The 19,479-nt window shown below is 69.8% G+C and carries 10 protein-coding genes and 2 rRNA genes; 2 read left to right on the top strand and 10 right to left on the bottom strand.

What is annotated here, in order from left to right:
* Positions 1-55 precede the first annotated feature (55 nt).
* From QCD66_RS07190 to ndk, 5 genes are all read right to left on the bottom strand, one after another.
* A complete protein-coding gene (locus QCD66_RS07190; RefSeq protein ID WP_357543233.1) occupies positions 56-724 on the bottom strand; it encodes a lysophospholipid acyltransferase family protein in 669 nt (222 codons plus the stop codon).
* An 88-nt stretch (positions 725-812) separates the two neighbouring features.
* Positions 813-3,983 (bottom strand): isoleucine--tRNA ligase, encoded by a 3,171-nt coding sequence (gene ileS, locus QCD66_RS07185; protein ID WP_375736463.1) that lies wholly within the window; start codon positions 3,981-3,983, stop codon positions 813-815.
* A 553-nt stretch (positions 3,984-4,536) separates the two neighbouring features.
* On the bottom strand, positions 4,537-7,221 hold the full coding sequence (locus QCD66_RS07180) for a DUF6493 family protein (RefSeq protein ID WP_375736464.1): 2,685 nt from the start codon (positions 7,219-7,221) through the stop codon (positions 4,537-4,539).
* Positions 7,218-8,588, bottom strand: coding sequence for an SWIM zinc finger family protein (locus tag QCD66_RS07175; protein ID WP_375736465.1), 1,371 nt, complete (start codon positions 8,586-8,588; stop codon positions 7,218-7,220). Before QCD66_RS07175 ends, QCD66_RS07180 begins: the two co-directional genes overlap by 4 nt.
* A 39-nt stretch (positions 8,589-8,627) precedes the next feature.
* A complete protein-coding gene (gene ndk / locus QCD66_RS07170) occupies positions 8,628-9,053 on the bottom strand; it encodes a nucleoside-diphosphate kinase (protein WP_375736466.1) in 426 nt (141 codons plus the stop codon).
* 155 nt (positions 9,054-9,208) lie between these two features.
* Here ndk and QCD66_RS07165 point away from each other — a divergent pair, with 155 nt between their 5' ends.
* Complete coding sequence (locus QCD66_RS07165) at positions 9,209-10,648, top strand: VOC family protein (RefSeq protein ID WP_375736467.1); 1,440 nt, start codon at positions 9,209-9,211, stop codon at positions 10,646-10,648.
* A gap of 35 nt (positions 10,649-10,683) precedes the next feature.
* Here the strand turns inward: QCD66_RS07165 and QCD66_RS07160 are convergent, their stop codons facing one another.
* The 3 genes from QCD66_RS07160 to QCD66_RS07150 form a co-directional block, all read right to left on the bottom strand.
* Entirely contained in the window at positions 10,684-11,106 is a 423-nt protein-coding gene (locus QCD66_RS07160) for a DUF4233 domain-containing protein (RefSeq protein ID WP_364208884.1), read from the bottom strand.
* Positions 11,103-12,434 (bottom strand): folylpolyglutamate synthase/dihydrofolate synthase family protein, encoded by a 1,332-nt coding sequence (locus QCD66_RS07155; RefSeq protein ID WP_364208881.1) that lies wholly within the window; start codon positions 12,432-12,434, stop codon positions 11,103-11,105. The genes QCD66_RS07160 and QCD66_RS07155 overlap by 4 nt, the downstream gene beginning before the upstream one ends.
* 94 nt (positions 12,435-12,528) lie before the next feature.
* Entirely contained in the window at positions 12,529-15,162 is a 2,634-nt protein-coding gene (locus QCD66_RS07150) for a valine--tRNA ligase (RefSeq protein WP_375736468.1), read from the bottom strand.
* A 68-nt stretch (positions 15,163-15,230) separates the two neighbouring features.
* Here QCD66_RS07150 and QCD66_RS07145 point away from each other — a divergent pair, with 68 nt between their 5' ends.
* Entirely contained in the window at positions 15,231-15,917 is a 687-nt protein-coding gene (locus tag QCD66_RS07145) for a hypothetical protein (protein ID WP_375736469.1), read from the top strand.
* Positions 15,918-16,009: 92 nt separating this feature from the next.
* Here QCD66_RS07145 and rrf read toward each other — a convergent pair.
* Positions 16,010-16,126: ribosomal RNA gene (gene rrf / locus QCD66_RS07140) — 5S ribosomal RNA — on the bottom strand.
* Positions 16,127-16,231: 105 nt separating this feature from the next.
* A 23S ribosomal RNA gene (locus QCD66_RS07135) occupies positions 16,232-19,338 on the bottom strand.
* Positions 19,339-19,479 lie beyond the last annotated feature (141 nt).

Raw genomic sequence — 19,479 nt, 5'->3', positions numbered from 1 at the left:
CCCATTTGTTCGATTTGCCGGGCGACAAGTGCAAGATCGCGGAGAAGGTCAGGGGTCAGGGGGTGGGCTGGCGGGGCGGGGCGTAGCGGGAGACGTACTCCTGGCCGGTCAGCTTCTGGATCTCGGCCATCGTCTCGTCGGTGATCTCGCGCAGCGACTTGCGGTCGGCCGACCGGCCGGTCAGGTCCAGCGGCTTGCCGAACCGTACGGTGATCTTGCCGAGCCGGGGCACCCGGGCCCCGATCGGCTGGACCTTGTCGGTGCCGATCATCCCGACCGGGATGATCGGCACCCCGGCCTGCATCGCCAGCCGGGCCGCCCCGGTACGGCCGCGGTAGAGCCGGCCGTCCGGTGACCTGGTGCCCTCCGGATAGACGGCCACCAGGTCACCGGCCTTGAGCACCGGGATCGCGCTGTCGAAGGCGGTCAGGGCGGCCCGGCCGCCGCCCCGCTCGACCCGGATCGCGCCCATCCCCTCCATCACCGTACGGCTCACCCAGCCGGTCAGCCCGGTGCCGTCGAAGTACTCGGACTTCGCCCAGAAGGCGATGTGCCGGGGCACGACGGCGCCGAGGAACAACTCGTCGGCGACCGAGAGGTGGTTGCCGGCGAAGACGGCCCCACCGGAGGCCGGCACGTGCTCCAGCCCCTCCACCTTCGGCCGCCAGCCCCACCGCAGCGTGTTACCGACGGTGAGCTGACCGATCGTGTAGAGCAGCGGCACGCGCCCTCCCCAGGTCCGCGCCCAACGGGCGGGCGGCCCTCGCCGCCGCACCGATGTTAGGCGTCCCGTCCGGCGGGGCGTGCGCGGGTCAGACCCGACGGACGGTTACCGTCACCTGCTCGCCGTCACCGACCTCGCCGACGAATCCGGCCAGCTCAGCAGCCACCTCGACGCTGTCGGCCAGCACCTCACGCGCGATGAAGTCACGGTGCGTCCCGACGGCGGCCGCGACCTCCGGCGAGCCGGCGAGCACCACCGCGATCCGGTCCGACACGTTCAGGTCGGCGTCCCGCCGGGCCTGCTGCACGACCCGTACGACGTCCCGGGCCAGCCCTTCGGCGGCCAGGTCCGGGGTGACCTCGGTGTCGAGCACGACCACGCCCTCGCCGCCGGGCAGCGGCGCGGAGCGGTCGGCGTCGGCGGCGACCAGGCGCAGCTCGTACTCCCCCTCGCCCAGCGTCACCCCGGCCGCGACCGGCGCCCCGTCGACCAGTTCCCAGTCGCCGGTCTTCACCGCCTTGATCACGGCCTGGACCTGCCCGCCGACCCGCGGCCCGAGCACCCTCGGCACCACGGTCAGCACCTGCCGGCAGTAGTCGTCGACCGAGTCGGTGAAGACCACCGACTTGACGTTGACCTCGTCGGCGACCAGGTCGGCGAACGGCCGCAGCGCGTCGGCCGACGGGCTGGCCACGGTCAGCGCCGGCAGCGGCAGCCGGACCCGCAGGCCCTTCGCCTTGCGCAGCGACAGTGCCGCCGAGCAGACGTCCCGGGTGGCGTCCATCGCCGCGACCAGGGCATGCCCGTCGAGCGCCCCCGCCGGGCCGGCGGCGGCGAACTCGTCGGCCGACGGCCAGTCGGTCAGGTGCACCGACCGCTCCCCGGTCAGCCCGCGCCAGATCTCCTCGGCGGTGAGCGGGGCGAGCGGCGCCACCACCCGGCACAGCGTCTCCAGCACCGTGTAGAGGGTGTCGAAGGCGTCGCGGTCACCGGACCAGAAGCGGTCCCGCGACCGGCGGACGTACCAGTTGGTCAGCGCGTCCAGGTAGGACCGCACGGTCGCGCAGGCGCCGGAGATGTCGTACTCGTCCATCTGGGCCTGCACGGTCGAGACCAGCTCGCCGGTCTTGGCCAGCACGTAGCGGTCGAGCAGGTGCGTCGAGTCGGTACGGCGCACCGCCTCGTAGCCGTCGGCGTTGGCGTAGAGCGAGAAGAAGTACCAGACGTTCCACAGTGGAAGCAGCACCTGCCGTACGGCGTCGCGGATGCCGACCTCGGTCACCGCCATGTCGCCGCCACGCAGCACCGGCGACGCCATCAGCATCCAGCGCATCGCGTCCGACCCGTGCGAGTTGAACACGTGGTAGACGTCCGGATAGTTCTTCAGGCTCTTGGACATCTTGCGGCCGTCGGCGCCGAGCAGGATGCCGTGGCTCATGCAGTTGCGGAACGCCGGCCGGTCGAACAGCGCCGTCGCCAGCACGTGCATGGTGTAGAACCAGCCCCGGGTCTGCCCGATGTACTCGACGATGAAGTCGCCCGGGTAGTGGTGCTCGAACCAGTCCGCGTTCTCGAACGGGTAGTGCACCTGGGCGAACGGCATCGAGCCCGACTCGAACCAGCAGTCCAGCACCTCCGGCACCCGGCGCATCATCGACTTCCCGGTCGGGTCGTCGGGGTTGGGGCGTACGAGGGTGTCGATCTGCGGCCGGTGCAGGTCGGTGACCTGCACGCCGAAGTCGCGCTCCAGCTCGGCCAGCGAGCCGTAGACGTCCAGCCGCGGGTAGTTCGGGTCGTCGGACTTCCACACCGGGATCGGCGAGCCCCAGAACCGGTTCCGGCTGATCGACCAGTCCCGGGCGTTGGCCAGCCACTTGCCGAACGAGCCGTCCTTGACGTGCCCCGGGATCCAGTTGATCTGCTGGTTGAGTTCGACCATCCGGTCCCGGAACTTCGTCACCTCGACGAACCACGACGACACCGCCTTGTAGACCAGCGGGGTGTCGCAGCGCCAGCAGTGCGGGTAGGAGTGGGTGTAGGTCTCGTGCCGCAGCACCACCCCCCGCTCCTTCAGCTCCCGGATCACCGGCTTGTTGGCGTCGAAGACCTGCTGACCCTCGTACGACGGAACCAGCGCGGTGAACCGGGTGTGCTCGTCGACCGTGACGATCGTCGGGATCCCGGCCGCGTTGCAGGTCGCCTGGTCGTCCTCACCGAACGCCGGTGCCAGGTGCACCACCCCGGTGCCGTCCTCGGTGGTCACGAACTCGGCGCCGAGCACCTGGTAGGCGTTCGGGCCGGCCCGGCCGACGAGGAAGTCGAACAGCGGGGTGTAGCGGCGCCCGACCAGGTCCCGGCCGAGAACGGTGCCGACCTGGGTGAACCCCTCGAGCTCCTTGGCGTACGCCCCGACCCGCGCGGCCCCGACGACGAACCGCTCCCCGTCGCGCTCCAGTACGGCGTACTCGATGTCCGGGCCGACGGCGAGGGCCAGGTTGGACGGCAGGGTCCACGGCGTGGTCGTCCAGACGCCGACCTTAACCGGCCCGGCGACCGGCTCGGGCGCGTCCGGCGCGGCGTCGAGCTGGAACCAGACGGTCAGCGTCGGGTCCTGCCGGTCGCGGTAGACGTCGTCCATCCGGGTCTCGGTGTTGGACAGCGGCGTCTCGCACCGCCAGCAGTAGGCCAGCACCTTGAAGCCCTCGTAGACCAGACCCTTGTCGTGCAGGGTCTTGAAGGCCCACATGACACTTTCCATGTAGTCCAGGTCGAGGGTCTTGTAGTCGTTGGCGAAGTCGACCCAGCGGGCCTGCCGGGTGACGTAGCGCTCCCAGTCGTGGGTGTACTGGAGCACCGACGTGCGGCAGGCGTCGTTGAACCGCTCGATGCCCAGTTCGACGATCTCGGCCTTGGTGGTGATGCCGAGCTGCTTCTCCGCGACAACCTCGGCGGGCAGGCCGTGGCAGTCCCAGCCGAAGCGCCGCTCGACCCGCCGCCCGCGCATCGTCTGGTAGCGCGGCACCACGTCCTTCACGTACCCGGTGAACAGGTGCCCGTAGTGCGGCAGCCCGTTGGCGAACGGCGGCCCGTCGTAGAAGACGAACTCGTTGGCGCCGTCCGGGCCGGCGTCGCGGGTCTCGACGCTGGTCTCGAAGGTCTTGTCGGCCGTCCAGTGCTCCAGCACCCGGGCCTCGACCGCGGGCAGGTCGGGGCTCGCCGGCACGCCGGTGCCGTCGGGGGCATGCTTCGGATAAGCCATCGCGGGTCGCTCTCCTCGGTGCAGCTCACTGTCGTGGTCTGCGAGGACGAGCCTCCGGTACGCCGTCACGGCGCCCCGCCTGCCCGCGGTACCACCCCGCTTGGCGGTCCGATGGTGCGACCGCCCACTCGTTGGTCGGCTGTCACGGGCCGAACCCGTCCGGTTCTAGTCAGGCTCGCGGATGCCGGTCTTGGGGTTCCGGTCTGGCCCGCAGGGCCCTTTCTTCCGGAGGCTCACCGGTGATGGCCGGGTCAACGCCTGTGGCTGTCCAGGCTACCCGAGCCGCCCCCGCCACCCCCACCGGATTCCCTCCTCCGGGGCGCCTAGCGTCAGTCGCCCGGCAGCCGGTCCACCCGCCGCGTCGATCAAGGAGCAGTTGTGACGATCCTGCCCGTCTTGCGGCATACATCACCTCGATCGGCGCGGCGGGCCGTGCCTGCCGGTGATCGTCTGCTGACAAGCCGGCCGACACGCCGTATCGCATCGGTTGAACAGCAGACGATCAACTCGGCCCACCACCACGCCGAGCACGGGTCGGGCGACGGGTGGGGGTTCAGGCGGTCAGGGTCTGGTGGAGGCGGCGGGCCTCGGTCACCAGGCGGCTGCTGCCACCCCGCGCGGCGACGCCGGCGACCGCCTCGATCGGCGTACGACGCCCCAGCGCCGCCGCCGTCTGCGTCCCGAGCGCCAACAGGTCCGGGGTGCCCGGCGGCGGCTTGGCGGCGCTGAGCAGGTAGGGCACGGCGGCGGCGACGATGTCCCACACGGCCGCACCGGCCCCGGCCCGGAACGCGTCGGTGAGTCCGGGCACCACCCGCCCGACCTTGATCGCGCTGTCCGCGCCGAGGCCGCCGAGTTCCCGGCCGACCGCCGCCGCGTCGAAGCGCGGGTCGGTGGCGAGGGTGAGCAGCGCGTCCACGCCCGCCACCCGGTCGGCCTCCTGCCTGGCCGCCAGCGTGTAGGTCAGTGCGAGGGTCATCGCCGGCCCGACCGGGCCGCCGCACTCGGCGAGCACCGGCAGGATGGGGCCGTCGTCACGGGCGTCGGAGTCGGCCATCGCCGCCAGGTTCGGCAGCGCCCAGGCGGCGATCACCTCCCGGTGGTACGGCAGCACCGCCGGCCACCACACGTCCGCCCCCTGGTATTGCGGGTGGTAGGCCCGGTTGGCGAACCTGATGTCGCACAGCATCTCTTCGATGATCCCCCGGGACGGGCCGGCGGGTTGGAGCCCGACGACCACCCGGCGCCCGGGGTCGGGTGAGACGCTGTAGTGGTCGGAGGTGAGCCGCTGCTCGGTGCGGACCGGGGCCGGGGTGGCCAGCCCGCCGGCGGCGAACCACTCGGCGACCCACCGGCCGCCCGGTGAGCGCAGCGCCTCGGCCCGCTTGACGACCAGCGGGTCGACCTCGGGCGACACCCGCAGCATGGCCTGTTCGAGGTCGAGCCGCCACGGCTGCCAGCCGGCCTCCTCGGCCCTGGTCAGCCGCTCGACGAGCGTGGCGGCGTCGAGCTGGCCGTTCGCCGAGGTCGGGGTGGCGACCAGGGCCGGCACCGGCGCCCGGTCGAGCTGTACGGCGATCTCGGCCAGCCGCAGGGCGAGCACCCGGCGCGGGCTGGGCCGTACCTTGAACTCCAGCAGGTCGGGCTGGCCTCCGTTGACCATCAACCGGACGGCGGTGATCGCCCGCTGCCAGGCGGGGCCGCGCCGGCGGGTGCCGATCGCACTCCGCACCGCCTCGCCGAACTCGCCGAGGAGTCCCGCCGTCCAGTGGCCGTGGGTGAGCGTCTCGTGGTGTGTCGCCAGCACCGGGGCGAGTGCCTCGGTCAGGGCGGCCGGATCGGTGGCCCGCAGGGACACCAGCGCGGCGAGGATCCGCTCCCAGGCGACGGCGGTGCCGGAGGTGGCCGTCGCCAGTACCGCGACCTCCTCGGCCAGTTCGGCGGGGCCGCCGATGGGCGGCGGCATCGGCGCCGGCGGGGCGATCCCGGCCGGGATCCAGAACGGCGCCGGTTCGGGGGCGGCGACCGTGACGCCGAGCAGTTCGACGGCCCGGGCGTGCAGGCTGCCGTCCAGCTCCTCCAGCGCCCCGCCGAGACTGGCGGGGTCGAGTCGGGCCCGGTGCCGGGCGAGCCCGGTCAGGGCACGTTCCTGTACGTCGAGCGCGGGGTGCCCGCAGGCGGTCGCGAGGGTGGCCAGCACCTCGCCGGCCCGGTCGGGATGCCGCCGGACAAGCCGGTCGAGCCAGACGAGCTGCTTGCGTACGAGGCCCTTCTCCTCCCGGCGCAGCACCGCGGCGCTGGCGTCGAGCAGGGTCGTGAGTTCCAGCTGGCCGGCGTCGTCGACCGGCTTGAGGGCTTTCAGGGCGAGCAGGGCCACCGGCGCCGGCGCCTCGGACAGCAGCCGTACGTAGTCGAGCCGCCGCTCGACGGCCTCGTCGAGGGTCGGCTCCAGCGCGTCGTGCAGGGCGACGAAGGCGCGCAGGGCGCCCGGGCGGTCCCCGCGCAGGAAGCGGCTCACGCACCCGTCGAGCAGCAGCTTCCGGTCGACCCGGCCCTCGGCGGCCAGGGCGGCCAGCGCGGTCGGGTAGACGAGCGCGGTGTCCCAGGAACCGGTTTCCGCGCTCCAGCCCCGGTTGCCGAGCACGTCGCCGATCCCGTCGAGCTCGAAGACCGCCGGCAACAGCGGGTCGAGGAACGGGTCGTCGCGCAGCCGGTCGGCGAGCGGAACGGGCCGGGTGTCGTGCCGGGCGTTGTGCCGCGCGATCGGCCGGGCGAGGAGCCACCCGCGGACGAACGGCGCGTCGGCGGGCGGGGTGGCGCCGCCCGCGAGGACGAGGTCGGCCACCGGACGCCAGTCGTTGCCCCATCCCCTGGCGTCGAGCTTGGCCGCCATCCGCAGGGCCAGGGCACCGAGCCAGTCGATCTCCCGAATGGTGGCCAACTCGACCATCAACGGGATCGACAGGTCGTCCCAGTGCCACCGGACGTCGCGCCGGCAGAGCAGGGCGCCGGCGCGGGCCGCCGAGGGCAGGCAGCCGACCGCGGCCACCCCGATGGCGCGGACGATCGCCGACTGCCGCTCCCAGCCGTGCTCCGACAACGTCCGGACGTACGCCTCGAGGGGTTTCGCGGCGGTGAGCCGTTCGGTCTCGTCGACCGACTTCAGCAGGGCTGCGACCCGGTCGGCATTACCGTCGTCCAGGCCGGGCCGCAGCCGCTCCCACAGGTCACCGGTCACGCGTCCACCCCGTTCCGCTCGGCGACCGCACGAACCTCGGCCGATGCCGGCGAGCTGACGATCCGGACCGCGAGCGCGTGCTTGCACGGCCCCCGGTCGCCGCGGTGCCTCGCCCACCACAGGCAGGTGCACGACAGCCGCCCGTCGGCGATCCGCACCTGGTAGGAGCCGTCGCCGCTGCGTACGGTCGCCTGGTCACCGGTGACCGTGACGGCACCGGCCTCGACGAGGGCCCGGGCCGCGACCAGCCGGGGGTTGAGCCGCTCGGCGGCCGCCGCGTCGTACGGCAGGACCCGGTGGAAATAGCCGGCCTCGGCCACGTCGAAGCCGACCCGGCCGGCGGTGCCGAGTTGGGCCAGCGCGGCCCGGACCCGGTCGGCGGCGAGTCCCGAGCCGGCGGCGAGCGCGTCGACGTCGATCGTCGGGTCCCACGACAGCAGGGCGCTGATCAGGTCGGCGTCGTCGGCGACGTCGTCGCCGGAGAGCGCGGCGAGCACCGCGCCCTCGCCGGAGAAGCCACGGTGCGGCTCGGGCGACAGGGTCAGCGTGAGACGCATCGCCGGTGACCGCAGCTCCCAGGTGCTGGCGACCGGGCCGCTGCCGGCGCCGACCGGTGGCCCGTAGATCCGCAGCGCGGTCGCGAAGCGCAGGAACGGGCGCAGCGCGACCAGCCGGCCCGCGCCGGGCAGGCAGACCGCGCCCGGCACCGGCCGGGAGGTGAGTCGCAGCGACCGGCCGGCGGGGACCACCCACAGCGTCGACCGGCCGGTGCCGCCGGGCAGCCGGCGCAGGAACTGGGTCGCCTCCCGGGCGTCGATCTCGGCGCGGGGATCGAACCCGGACGTGATCACCTGGGCCTCGGCGAAGCCGCGCAGCCAGCGCGACGGCAGCGGCACCTTCTTCTCCACCACCGGACCGTCCCAGGTGGTCACGGTCAGGTCGTCGGGGCCGACCGCCAGGTGCATCGGGTCGGTGTTGCCGACCCGGGCCAGCGCCTGCCGCAGCGGCGCGTTGACGTCGACGTTGGTGGTGCCGTGTTCGACGATGTCGCCGTCGAGGCCGGCGGGCAGCACGTCGAGCCGGGCGTAGACCCCGCAGCAGCCGGAGAACGACTCGAACCGCAGCCGGTCCAGGCCGCCGGTCACCACCGGGTCCAGGCTGGCCGGGGCGAGCGGCTGGAAGTAGCGGGTGCGGGCGACCTCGGCGACCGCCAGCAGCCCGACGGCGGCGGCCTCGGGCGCGGTCACGAAACCGGTGAAGAACCTCGGATGGGCCGCCGGCCCACCCGAGGTTTGCAGGGTCAGCCGCCCGTCGTCGGGGGCCAGCCCGGACGGGCGCAGGTACGAATAGGTAGCGGTCGCGGCCATGCCGGGAAAGCTATGTCACCGGTACGACGAAACGTGCGGTCAGACCCCGGCGGGGAACCAGAGTTCGATCTCCCGCTTGGCGCTGTCCGGCGAGTCGGAGGCGTGCACCAGGTTCTCCCGGTTCGACAGCGCCAGGTCGCCCCGGATCGTGCCGGCGGCGGCCTTGCGCCCGTCGGTCGCGCCGACCAGGGCGCGTACGACGTCGATCGCCTGGTCGCCGGAGACGACCAGCGCCACGAGCGTGCCGCCGGTCATGAACTCGCGCAGCGGCGGGTAGAACGCCTTGTCGACGTGCTCGGCGTAGTGCTGGTCGGCCAGCTCGCCGTCCATGGTCCGCAGCACCGTGGCGTCCAGGCGCAGCCCCTTGCGTTCGAACCGACCGATGATCTCCCCGACCAGGCCGCGGCGGACCGCGTCGGGCTTGATCAGGACGAGCGTCTGCTCGACAGGGCTGCTGGTCGACACGGGTTTCTCCTCCTGCGTACGCGGGTACCGCTCGAGCCCCGTCAGCCTAGCGAGGCCGCGACGGGCCACCGGCGGCGGCCGCCGGGCATCGACCGGACTTCCCTTCCCCGGTGCCCGGGCCTAGCCTGACTGGTAATCACAGGGGGAGGTCCATCGTGGCGAACGGCCGTCGTCGACCGATTGCACCCGTACGCAAGCTCGCGGCCGCGGTGCTCGGCACCTTCGCCACCTTCGTGATCCTCTTCGGCGCCGGCATGATGAGCTGGGCGATCGTGGCGCTGGGCGTGGCACTGCTGGTGCTGGCGGTCAGCTTCCTGGTGGTCACCGCCATGCGCCGCGGCGCCCGCGCCTGGGTGGCCGGTGTCGCCCACGTGCACAGCGCCACCGAACCGCCGGCGTCGTCGACCTACGGCCGGTGCGAGATGCAGATCGTGATCGACGCCCCGGGTGTCCCCCCGCGCTCGGTGAAGGTACGCGACCCGCGGGTCCCGGTGACGAAGTGGCCCGACCCCGGCGCGACGCTCCCGATCATGGTCGCCATCGACGACCCGCGGCACGTCCGCATCCTCTGGGACGACGTGCTGACGCACGCCGAGGCGGCGATGAGCGCCGAGCACCTGCCGCCGGAGTTCCACGACCACGAGCCGCTCGACGACGAGATCCTCATCGAGCAGGACCTGCCACCGTGGCAGCGGCGTGACCCCGACGACGACTTCGGGCCCATGGTCGAGCCGCTGCCGGTCGACCTCGACGACGACCTCGACCGGCCGCGGGGCGAGCCCGTGATCATCCACCACGACCAGCGCCCGGGCGGTCCGATCGTGCTGGAGGGCACCCTCGTCGACCCGTCCCCGGCGGCGCCGCCGCTGGCCAAGCGGGCCAAGCCGAGCCCGCACCGGCCCCGGCAGCGGACCGTCTCCCCGGAACACCCCGATCCGGCCGAGCATTTCGCCCCGGAACCCGAACACTCCGATCTGGACGACAGCGAGGCGGCGCGCAGGTCGTCCGGCACCCCCGCGCCCGCCGGCGCGGCCGCTGCCGGTGGTTCGGCGACGGCCACGGCCACCGCGTCGGGCGGCACCACCGTCGCGGACCCACCCACGACCGCCCGCAAGCCCGGTCCGGACGCCGGCGCCCACGACGACCTCGACATCGACCTGGATCCCGACCCGGGCCTCGGAGCGCGCCCGCCGGCCGACCCCGGTCCGGTGTCGTCGGGCGGGATCATCAGCGGTTCCGGAATCACCGTGACCGTCGCCGACCTGCCCCGGTCCGTGGCGTTCTACCGCGACATGCTGGGCTTCAACGAGATCGACGGCGGCGACAACAACGCCGTCCTGGCGTCGGGCAACACCCGGCTGGTCCTGTGGGCGACCCCCGACGTGACCCCGGTCAACCGCCGGGTGACCCACCTCAACCTCGACGTGGCCGACGTGCAGGCCGCCTACCGGCAGTTGCGGGCCAACGGGGTCCGGTTCACCTCCGAGCCGAGGGTGGTCAACCGGGGTGCCCGGGTGGAGCAGTGGGCGGCCGCGTTCAAGGACCCCGACGGCCACGGCATCGCGCTGACCGAGTGGCGCGACCGCACCGACTGACCCGCCGGCCGCGCGCCCGCCGACCGGCGCGCGGGTCAGCCGAGGATCGTCCGCCGGACGTGCAGCACGTACAGCCACACCAGGCCGAAGACCAGCCCGAGCACCCCCAGCGACCAGTGCAGGAACCCGGCGAACAGCAGCAGCACCTGGAGCGCCGTGCCGCCGTGCCACGCCCACGGGCGGCGCATCATGCCGGCCAGCACCACCGCCGCCACCGCCAGCCCCACCACGACGGCGATCGCGGAGCCGCTCAGGTTTCCACCGAGGACCCGGATCGGCTGGATCGCCAGCAACAGCACGACCGTCTCGATGACCAGCGTGCCCGCGCCGAGCCCGCGTACGGCCCGTACCGGGTCACGCAGCCCGGACGGTCGCCCGCCGGCCGGACCGGACGGCGTGGCGTCGGCCGGCCCCGCCCCGTCCGGCCGCCCGGGCGCTCCGTCCGTCGGGCCGCTCATCGCTTCAGCAGCCGGCGCGCGTCGGCGACCGTGACCACGGAACCGGTGACGACCACCCCGACCCCGCTCAGCTCGCCCTCCACGTCGGCCTCGGCGAGCCGTACCGCCGCCTCGATCGCGTCCGGCATCGTCGCGGCCACCTCGACCCGGTCCTCGCCGAACACGTCCACCGCCAGGGCCGCCAGATCCTCGGCCGGCATCGCCCGCGGTGAACTGTTCCGGGTCACCACCACCGCGTCGACGACCGGCTCCAGCAGGTCGAGCAGGCCGGACGCGTCCTTGTCACCGAGCACCGCGACGACGGCGACAAGCCGGCTGAACGCGAACTCCTCCTGCAACGCGGTGACCGTCGCGGTCATCCCGTGCGGGTTGTGGGCACCGTCGAGCAGGATCGTCGGCGCCGTACGCACCCGTTCGAGCCGCCCCGGCGACGTGGCCGCGGCGAACCCCTCGCGTACGGCGTCGATCTGCAGCTGACGGTTGGCACCGGCACCGAGGAACGCCTCGACGGCGGCCAGCGCCACCGCCGCGTTCTGCGCCTGGTGCGCGCCGTGCAGCGGGATGAAGATCTCGTCGTAGACGCCGCCGAGCCCCTGGATGGTCAGCACCTGGCCACCGACGGCCATCGACCGGCGCAGTACGCCGAACTCGCTGCCCTCCCGGGCGATCGTCGCCCCCACCTCGGCACACCGCTCGAGCAGCGGCCGGGCCGCCTCCTCGTCCTGGGCCGCCGAGACCACCGTCGCTCCCTTGTGGATGATCCCGGCCTTGGCGAGCGCGATGTCCTGCACCGTGTCACCGAGCCACTCGGTGTGGTCCAGGCCGATCGGGGTGATCACACAGACCCCGGCCTGCAACACGTTGGTGGCGTCTTCGGCACCGCCCAGCCCGACCTCGACCACCGCCACGTCGACCGGCGCGTCGGCGAACGCCGCGAACGCCAGCGCCGTGGTCATGTCGAAGTACGTCAGCGGCTCGTCGGACCGGGCGTCGACCAGCGCGGCCAGCGGCTCGACCTCCCGGTACGTCGCCACGAACCGCTCCTCGCCGACCGGTTCGCCGTCGAGGCTGATCCGCTCCCGCACCGTCTCCAGATGTGGGCTGGTGTACCGGCCGGTGTGCAGCCCGAACGCCCGCAGCAGTGAGTCGATCATCCGGGCCGTCGACGTCTTGCCGTTGGTCCCGGTCAGGTGGATCGACGGGTACGCCCGCTGCGGGCTGCCGAGCAGGTCGAGCAGCTCCTCGATCCGACCGAGGTCGAAGACCATCCGGGTGAAGCCCCGCCCGGCCAGCGCCGCGTCGACCTCCGCGAACTCCCCCTTGGTCATGCACCCACCTCGCTCCGCTCGGCGGTCCCCTGACTCCCCCTGAGCCAACCGATGACCTCGCTCCGCTCGGTCATGCGCCCCTCGCTCCGCTCGGTCATGACGGCAACGCCGCCAGGGCTGCCGAGATGCGTACGAGATCGGCCTCGGCCGCCGCCAGGCGGTCCTTGATCTTGTTGACGACCGCCTCCGGGGCCTTGCCGACGAACGCCACGTTGCCGAGCTTGCCCCGGCACTGCGCGATCTCCTTCTCGGCGGCGGCCCGGTCCTTCTCCAGCCGGGCCCGCTCGGCGGCGACGTCGATCGAGCCGCGGGTGTCCAACTCGACGGTGACCGCGGCCGAGACGGCCAGGGTGGCGGTGGCCGCGAAGTCGGCGCCGGCGGGGTCGAGCCGGACCAGCGCACGGATCAGCGGCTCGTGGGCCGCGATGCCGGCGCCGGCCAGGCCGCCGAGCCGGGCGGCGACCCGCTGGCCGGGCTTGAGGCCCTGGTCGGACCGGAACCGGCGGACCTCGGTCACCACCTTCTGGAGGGCGGCGATCTCGGTCTCCGCGGCGGGGTCGAGCAGCGCGTCGTCGGCGACCGGCCAGGCGGCCGTGACGACCGTGCCGCCACCGTTCAGCGCGATCCAGAGTTCCTCGGTGACGAACGGGATCACCGGGTGCAGCAGCCGCATCAACTGGTCGAGCACGTGCCCGAGCACCCGCCGGGTGGCGTCGGCGGCCGGCCCGCCGGCGGCGAGCACCGGCTTGGTCAGTTCGACGTACCAGTCACAGACGTCGTCCCAGGCGAAGTGGTAGAGGGTGTCGCAGACCTTCGCGAACTCGTACGCCTCGAACTGCTCGTCGACCTCGCCGACGACCTGGCGCAGCCGGGACAGGATCCACCGGTCGACGGTCGACAGTTCGGCCGGATCGGGCAGGTCACCCTGGACGTGGGCGCCGTTCATCAGCGCGAACCGGGTGGCGTTCCACAGCTTGTTGCAGAAGTTGCGGGAGCCCTGACACCACTCCTCGCTGACCGGTACGTCCGATCCGGGGTTGGCGCCCCGGGCGAGGGTGAACCGGGTCGCGTCGGCGCCGAACCGCTCGATCCAGTCCAGCGGGTCGACGACGTTGCCGAACGACTTCGACATCTTCTTGCCGAACTGGTCACGGACCATGCCGTGCAGCGCGACGACGTCGAACGGCTGCCGGCCGTCGAGGGCGTACAGACCGAACATCATCATCCGGGCGACCCAGAAGAACAGGATGTCGTAGCCGGTGACCAGCACCGAGGTCGGGTAGAAGCGGCGCAGGTCGGCGGTGTCGTCGGGCCAGCCCAGGGTCGAGAACGGCCACAGCGCGCTGGAGAACCAGGTGTCGAGTACGTCCTCGTCCTGCCGCCAGCCCTGCTCCTCGGTCCCCGGCGGCCGCTCGTCCGGTCCGACGCAGACGACCTCGCCCTGCGGGCCGTACCAGACCGGGATCCGGTGCCCCCACCACAGCTGCCGCGAGATACACCAGTCGTGCATGTTGTCGACCCAGGCGAAGTAGCGCTTGGCGAGTTCGGCGGGCTCGATCCGGGTACGGCCGTCGCGTACCGCGTCGCCGGCCGCCTTGGCCAGCGGGCCGGTGTTGACGAACCACTGCAACGACAGCCGGGGCTCGACCGTCGTCTTGCACCGCGAGCAGTGCCCGACGGCGTGCACGTACGGCCGCTTCTCCGCGACGATCCGGCCCTGCTCGCGCAGCGCGTCGACGATCGCCGGGCGGGCCTCGAAGCGGTCCAGGCCCTCGAACGGGCCGTGCGCGGTGATCACTCCCCGCTCGTCCATGATCGTCAGGTTGGGCAGCGAGTGCCGCTGGCCGATCTCGAAGTCGTTGGGGTCGTGCGCCGGGGTCACCTTGACCGCGCCGGTGCCGAACGCCGGGTCGACGTGCGCGTCGGCGACGATCGGGATCCGGCGCCCGGTCAGCGGCAGCTCGACCTCGGTGCCGACCAGGTGCTTGTAGCGCTCGTCGTCGGGGTGCACCGCCACCGCCGTGTCACCCAGCATCGTCTCGGCCCGGGTGGTGGCCACCACGATCGAGTTGTCGCCCTCGCCGTAGCGGATCGACACCAGCTCGCCGTCGTCGTCGCTGTGCTCGACCTCGATGTCGCTCAGGGCGGTCAGGCAGCGCGGACACCAGTTGATGATGCGCTCGGCCCGGTAGATCAGACCCTCGTCGTAAAGCCGCTTGAAGATCGTCTGGACGGCCCGGGACAGGCCCTCGTCCATCGTGAAGCGCTCGCGGCTCCAGTCGACGGAGTCGCCGAGCCGGCGCATCTGGCCGAGGATCGCGCCGCCGGACTCGGCCTTCCACTGCCACACCCGCTCGACGAACTTCTCCCGGCCGAGGTCGTGGCGGGACAGGCCCTGCCCGGCGAGCTGCCGCTCGACGACGTTCTGGGTGGCGATTCCGGCGTGGTCCATGCCGGGCAGCCACAGCGCCTCGAAACCCTGCATCCGCTTGCGGCGGATCAGCGCGTCCTGGATGGTGTGGTCGAGGGCGTGCCCGACGTGCAGCGAACCGGTGACGTTCGGCGGCGGGATGACGATCGCGTACGGCGGCCGGTCACTGTCGGCCGACGCCTCGAAGAGCCCCGCGGATACCCATTGCTCATACCGTCGCTGCTCTACCTCGCCCGGCTGGTACTGCCCGGGGAGGGTGGGTGCGTCGGTGCTGCGGGTCTGCGGAGTCTCGGTCACCCCGCGAGTCTACGGAGGGTTCCGTGACCGCCGACGTGCGCCACCACCGTTTCGCGTACGGTGACGGCATGTCGGACGACAGCCTCTTCGCCCGCCGGCCCGGCTCCTCCACGGAGCCCGAACCGATCGACGTCACCCCGGCCGGGCGCGACGAGGAGTTCCCGACCGACGAGCGCCCGTCCCGGCCGGCGAAGGCGTCCCGTCGCCGCCGGATCGTCGGTGGGCTGGTCCTGGTCGCCGGCCTGGTCGGTGCCGGGGTCGTCGGTTCCGCCGTGCTGCGGATCACCCAGCAGAAGGACACCACCCTCAGTACGCCACCGACCGCGGCCGGTCTCAAACGGGACACCAGCGAACGGGCCCAGACCACCGCCGACTACCTGCGTACGGCGTTCGCCGCCGGCATCGACCTCGACGAGAGCGTCGGAGCCGTGTACGGCGATCCGGCGGAGTCCGAGCGCAGCGTGCTGCTCTTCGGCGGCACCACGCTGCTGTGGAGCCCGGAACGCGACCTCGACTCGATGTTCGACCTGGTGGCCGACGACACCGGCGCCGTCTCCGACGTACGCAAGGTGGAGGCCGGCCCGCTCGGTGGCGTGATGAAGTGTGGGGTCAGCCGGGGCAGCGACGGCGACATCTCGGTGTGCGGCTGGGCCGACCACGGCAGCATCGCGATCGCGTTGTTCCCGGGCCGCGACACCGGCGAGGGCGCCGCACTGCTGCGCGACATCCGCTCCGACGTCCAGACCCGCGACTGAACAACGCCTGCGTCGTCGTCGTCGGGAAACACGACCGAACGCAAAAATGGTTGTGGGCCACCCGGAATCGGATGGCCCACAACCATGAAGAAGTCCGGCGGTGTCCTACTCTCCCACACCCTCACGAGTGCAGTACCATCGGCGCTGGAGGGCTTAGCTTCCGGGTTCGGAATGTAACCGGGCGTTTCCCCTCCGCCATAACCGCCGTAACACTATCGACTTATCAAACACCACCCACAACCACCCACATTCCCTTGGGCGGGGGGTCGGGTGTTCGTTTGTCGGGAATCACACAGTGGACGCGTAGCAGCTTAGTAGTCAAGTCCTCGGCCTATTAGTACCGGTCAACTCAACACGTTACCGTGCTTACATCTCCGGCCTATCAACCCAGTCGTCTAACTGGGAGCCTTACCCCACCAAAGTGGGTGGGATACCTCATCTTGAAGCGAGCTTCCCGCTTAGATGCTTTCAGCGGTTATCCCTTCCGAACGTAGCCAACCAGCCATGCTCCTGGCGGAACAACTGGCACACCAGAGGTTCGTCCGTCCCGGTCCTCTCGTACTAGGGACAGCCCTTCTCAAGTATCCTACGCGCACGGCGGATAGGGACCGAACTGTCTCACGACGTTCTAAACCCAGCTCGCGTACCGCTTTAATGGGCGAACAGCCCAACCCTTGGGACCTGCTACAGCCCCAGGATGCGACGAGCCGACATCGAGGTGCCAAACCATCCCGTCGATATGGACTCTTGGGGAAGATCAGCCTGTTATCCCCGGGGTACCTTTTATCCGTTGAGCGACACCGCTTCCACACGCAAGTGCCGGATCACTAGTCCCGACTTTCGTCCCTGCTCGACCCGTCAGTCTCACAGTCAAGCTCCCTTGTGCACTTACACTCAACACCTGATTGCCAACCAGGATGAGGGAACCTTTGGGCGCCTCCGTTACCCTTTAGGAGGCAACCGCCCCAGTTAAACTACCCACCAGACACTGTCCCTGAACCGGATCACGGCCCCAAGTTAGATACCCAAATCAACCAGAGTGGTATTTCAAGATTGCCTCCACCTGTACTGGCGTACAAGCTTCACCGGCTCCCACCTATCCTACACAAGCTAATTCAGATACCAATGTCAAGCTATAGTAAAGGTCCCGGGGTCTTTCCGTCCTGCCGCGCGTAACGAGCATCTTTACTCGTAATGCAATTTCGCCGGGCCTGTGGTTGAGACAGTGGGGAAGTCGTTACGCCATTCGTGCAGGTCGGAACTTACCCGACAAGGAATTTCGCTACCTTAGGATGGTTATAGTTACCACCGCCGTTTACTGGCGCTTAAGTTCTCAGCTTCGCCCCGAAGAGCTAACCGGTCCCCTTAACGTTCCAGCACCGGGCAGGCGTCAGTCCATATACATCGAATTACTTCTTCGCATGGACCTGTGTTTTTAGTAAACAGTCGCTTCCCCTGCTCTCTGCGGCCATACCACGCTCCAGGAGCAAGTCCCTTCACGCGTCCGGCCCCCCTTCTCCCTAAGTTACGGGGGCAATTTGCCGAGTTCCTTAACCACAGTTCGCCCGATCGCCTCGGTATTCTCTACCTGACCACCTGTGTCGGTTTGGGGTACGGGCCGCTAAGAACTCGCTAGAGGCTTTTCTCGGCAGCATAGGATCACTGACTTCACCTGAATCGGCTCGGCATCACGTCTCAGCCACAAGGTGTGCGGATTTGCCTACACACCGGCCTACACGCTTACCCCGGCACAACCACCGGCCGGGATCAGCTACCTTCCTGCGTCACCCCATCGCTTGACTACTACCCACCAGGTTCCCAGGCTCACCAGCATCAGTCCGAAGACCTCCACCAGATCACGTGGTTAGCACAACGAGGTTCATCATGGGCGCTCTTTCGCGGGTACGGGAATATCAACCCGTTGTCCATCGACTACGCCTCTCGGCCTCGCCTTAGGTCCCGACTCACCCAGGGCGGATTAACCTAGCCCTGGAACCCTTGGTCATCCGGCGGAAGGGTTTCTCACCCTTCATTCGCTACTCATGCCTGCATTCTCACTCGTGCCGCGTCCACAGCTGGGTCACCCCGCTGCTTCACCCCCGGCACGACGCTCCCCTACCCATCCACACACCTGCACCCACACCCAAAGGCATAGGCGAAGTAAAAATGTGAATGCCACAGCTTCGGCGGTGTACTTGAGCCCCGCTACATTGTCGGCGCGGAACCACTTGACCAGTGAGCTATTACGCACTCTTTAAAGGATGGCTGCTTCTAAGCCAACCTCCTGGTTGTCTATGCGACCCCACATCCTTTTCCACTTAGCACACGCTTAGGGGCCTTAGCTGGTGATCTGGGCTGTTTCCCTCTCGACTACGAAGCTTATCCCCCGCAGTCTCACTGCCACGCTCTCACTTACCGGCATTCGGAGTTTAGCTGATTTCGGTAAGCTTGTAGGCCCCCTAGACCATCCAGTGCTCTACCTCCGGCAAGAAACACGCAACGCTGCACCTAAATGCATTTCGGGGAGAACCAGCTATCACGGAGTTTGATTGGCCTTTCACCCCTAACCACAGGTCATCCCCCAACTTTTCAACGTTGGTGGGTTCGGCCCTCCACACGGTCTTACCCGCGCTTCAGCCTGCCCATGGCTAGATCACTCCGCTTCGGGTCTAGAACATGCGACTAAACGCCCTATTAAGACTCGCTTTCGCTACGGCTACCCCACACGGGTTAACCTCGCCACATGCCACTAACTCGCAGGCTCATTCTTCAAAAGGCACGCCGTCACCCCTAAAGGCTCCGACGGATTGTAGGCGAACGGTTTCAGGTACTATTTCACTCCCCTCCCGGGGTACTTTTCACCATTCCCTCACGGTACTAGTCCGCTATCGGTCACCAGGAAGTATTCAGGCTTACCAGGTGGTCCTGGCAGATTCACGGCAGATTACAGGGGTCCGCCGCTACTCGGGAACATCCACAGAAGACCAGCCACTTTCACCTACCGGACTATCACCGACTACGGTTGGCTTTCCCACACCATTCGGCTAGCAACTGGCTTTATAACTTCTCGAACAAGTGTCAGCTTGTCCAGCAGAGTCCCACAACCCCGACCACGCAACCCCTGACAGGTATCACACGCAACCGGTTTAGCCTAAATCCGCTTTCGCTCGCCACTACTCACGGAATCACTATTGTTTTCTCTTCCTACGGGTACTGAGATGTTTCACTTCCCCGCGTTCCCTCCACACACCCTATGCATTCAGGTGCGGGTGACATCACATGACTGATGCCAGGTTTCCCCATTCGGACACCCTGGGATCACAGCTTGGTTGACAGCTCCCCCAGGCCTATCGCGGCCTCCCACGTCCTTCATCGGCTCCTGGTGCCAAGGCATCCACCGTCCGCCCTTGACAACTTGACCACAAAGATGCTCGCGTCCACTGTGTAATTCTCAACAAACGACCAACCCACAACCCACAGCACCACACCAAACCCCGAACCCCCACCCAACAGGGCAAGACTCCGACCGGTATGCGGCACCAGGCCATGCCTGGACAACCCG

It is taken from the genome of Polymorphospora sp. A560 (assembly GCF_045781765.1).
Taxonomy (GTDB): Bacteria; Actinomycetota; Actinomycetes; order Mycobacteriales; family Micromonosporaceae; genus Polymorphospora; species Polymorphospora lycopeni.
This window is presented reverse-complemented; position numbering and strand designations above follow the sequence as displayed.

What these genes read in the sequence shown, in the direction of transcription:
- ileS (WP_375736463.1), bottom strand. Translation starts at nt 3,983, where the DNA reads ATGGCTTATCCGAAGCATGCCCCCGACGGCACCGGCGTGCCGGCGAGC.
- QCD66_RS07175 (WP_375736465.1), bottom strand. Translation starts at nt 8,588, where the DNA reads ATGGCCGCGACCGCTACCTATTCGTACCTGCGCCCGTCCGGGCTGGCC.
- QCD66_RS07160 (WP_364208884.1), bottom strand. Translation starts at nt 11,106, where the DNA reads ATGAGCGGCCCGACGGACGGAGCGCCCGGGCGGCCGGACGGGGCGGGG.
- QCD66_RS07155 (WP_364208881.1), bottom strand. Translation starts at nt 12,434, where the DNA reads ATGACCAAGGGGGAGTTCGCGGAGGTCGACGCGGCGCTGGCCGGGCGG.
- QCD66_RS07145 (WP_375736469.1), top strand. Translation starts at nt 15,231, where the DNA reads ATGTCGGACGACAGCCTCTTCGCCCGCCGGCCCGGCTCCTCCACGGAG.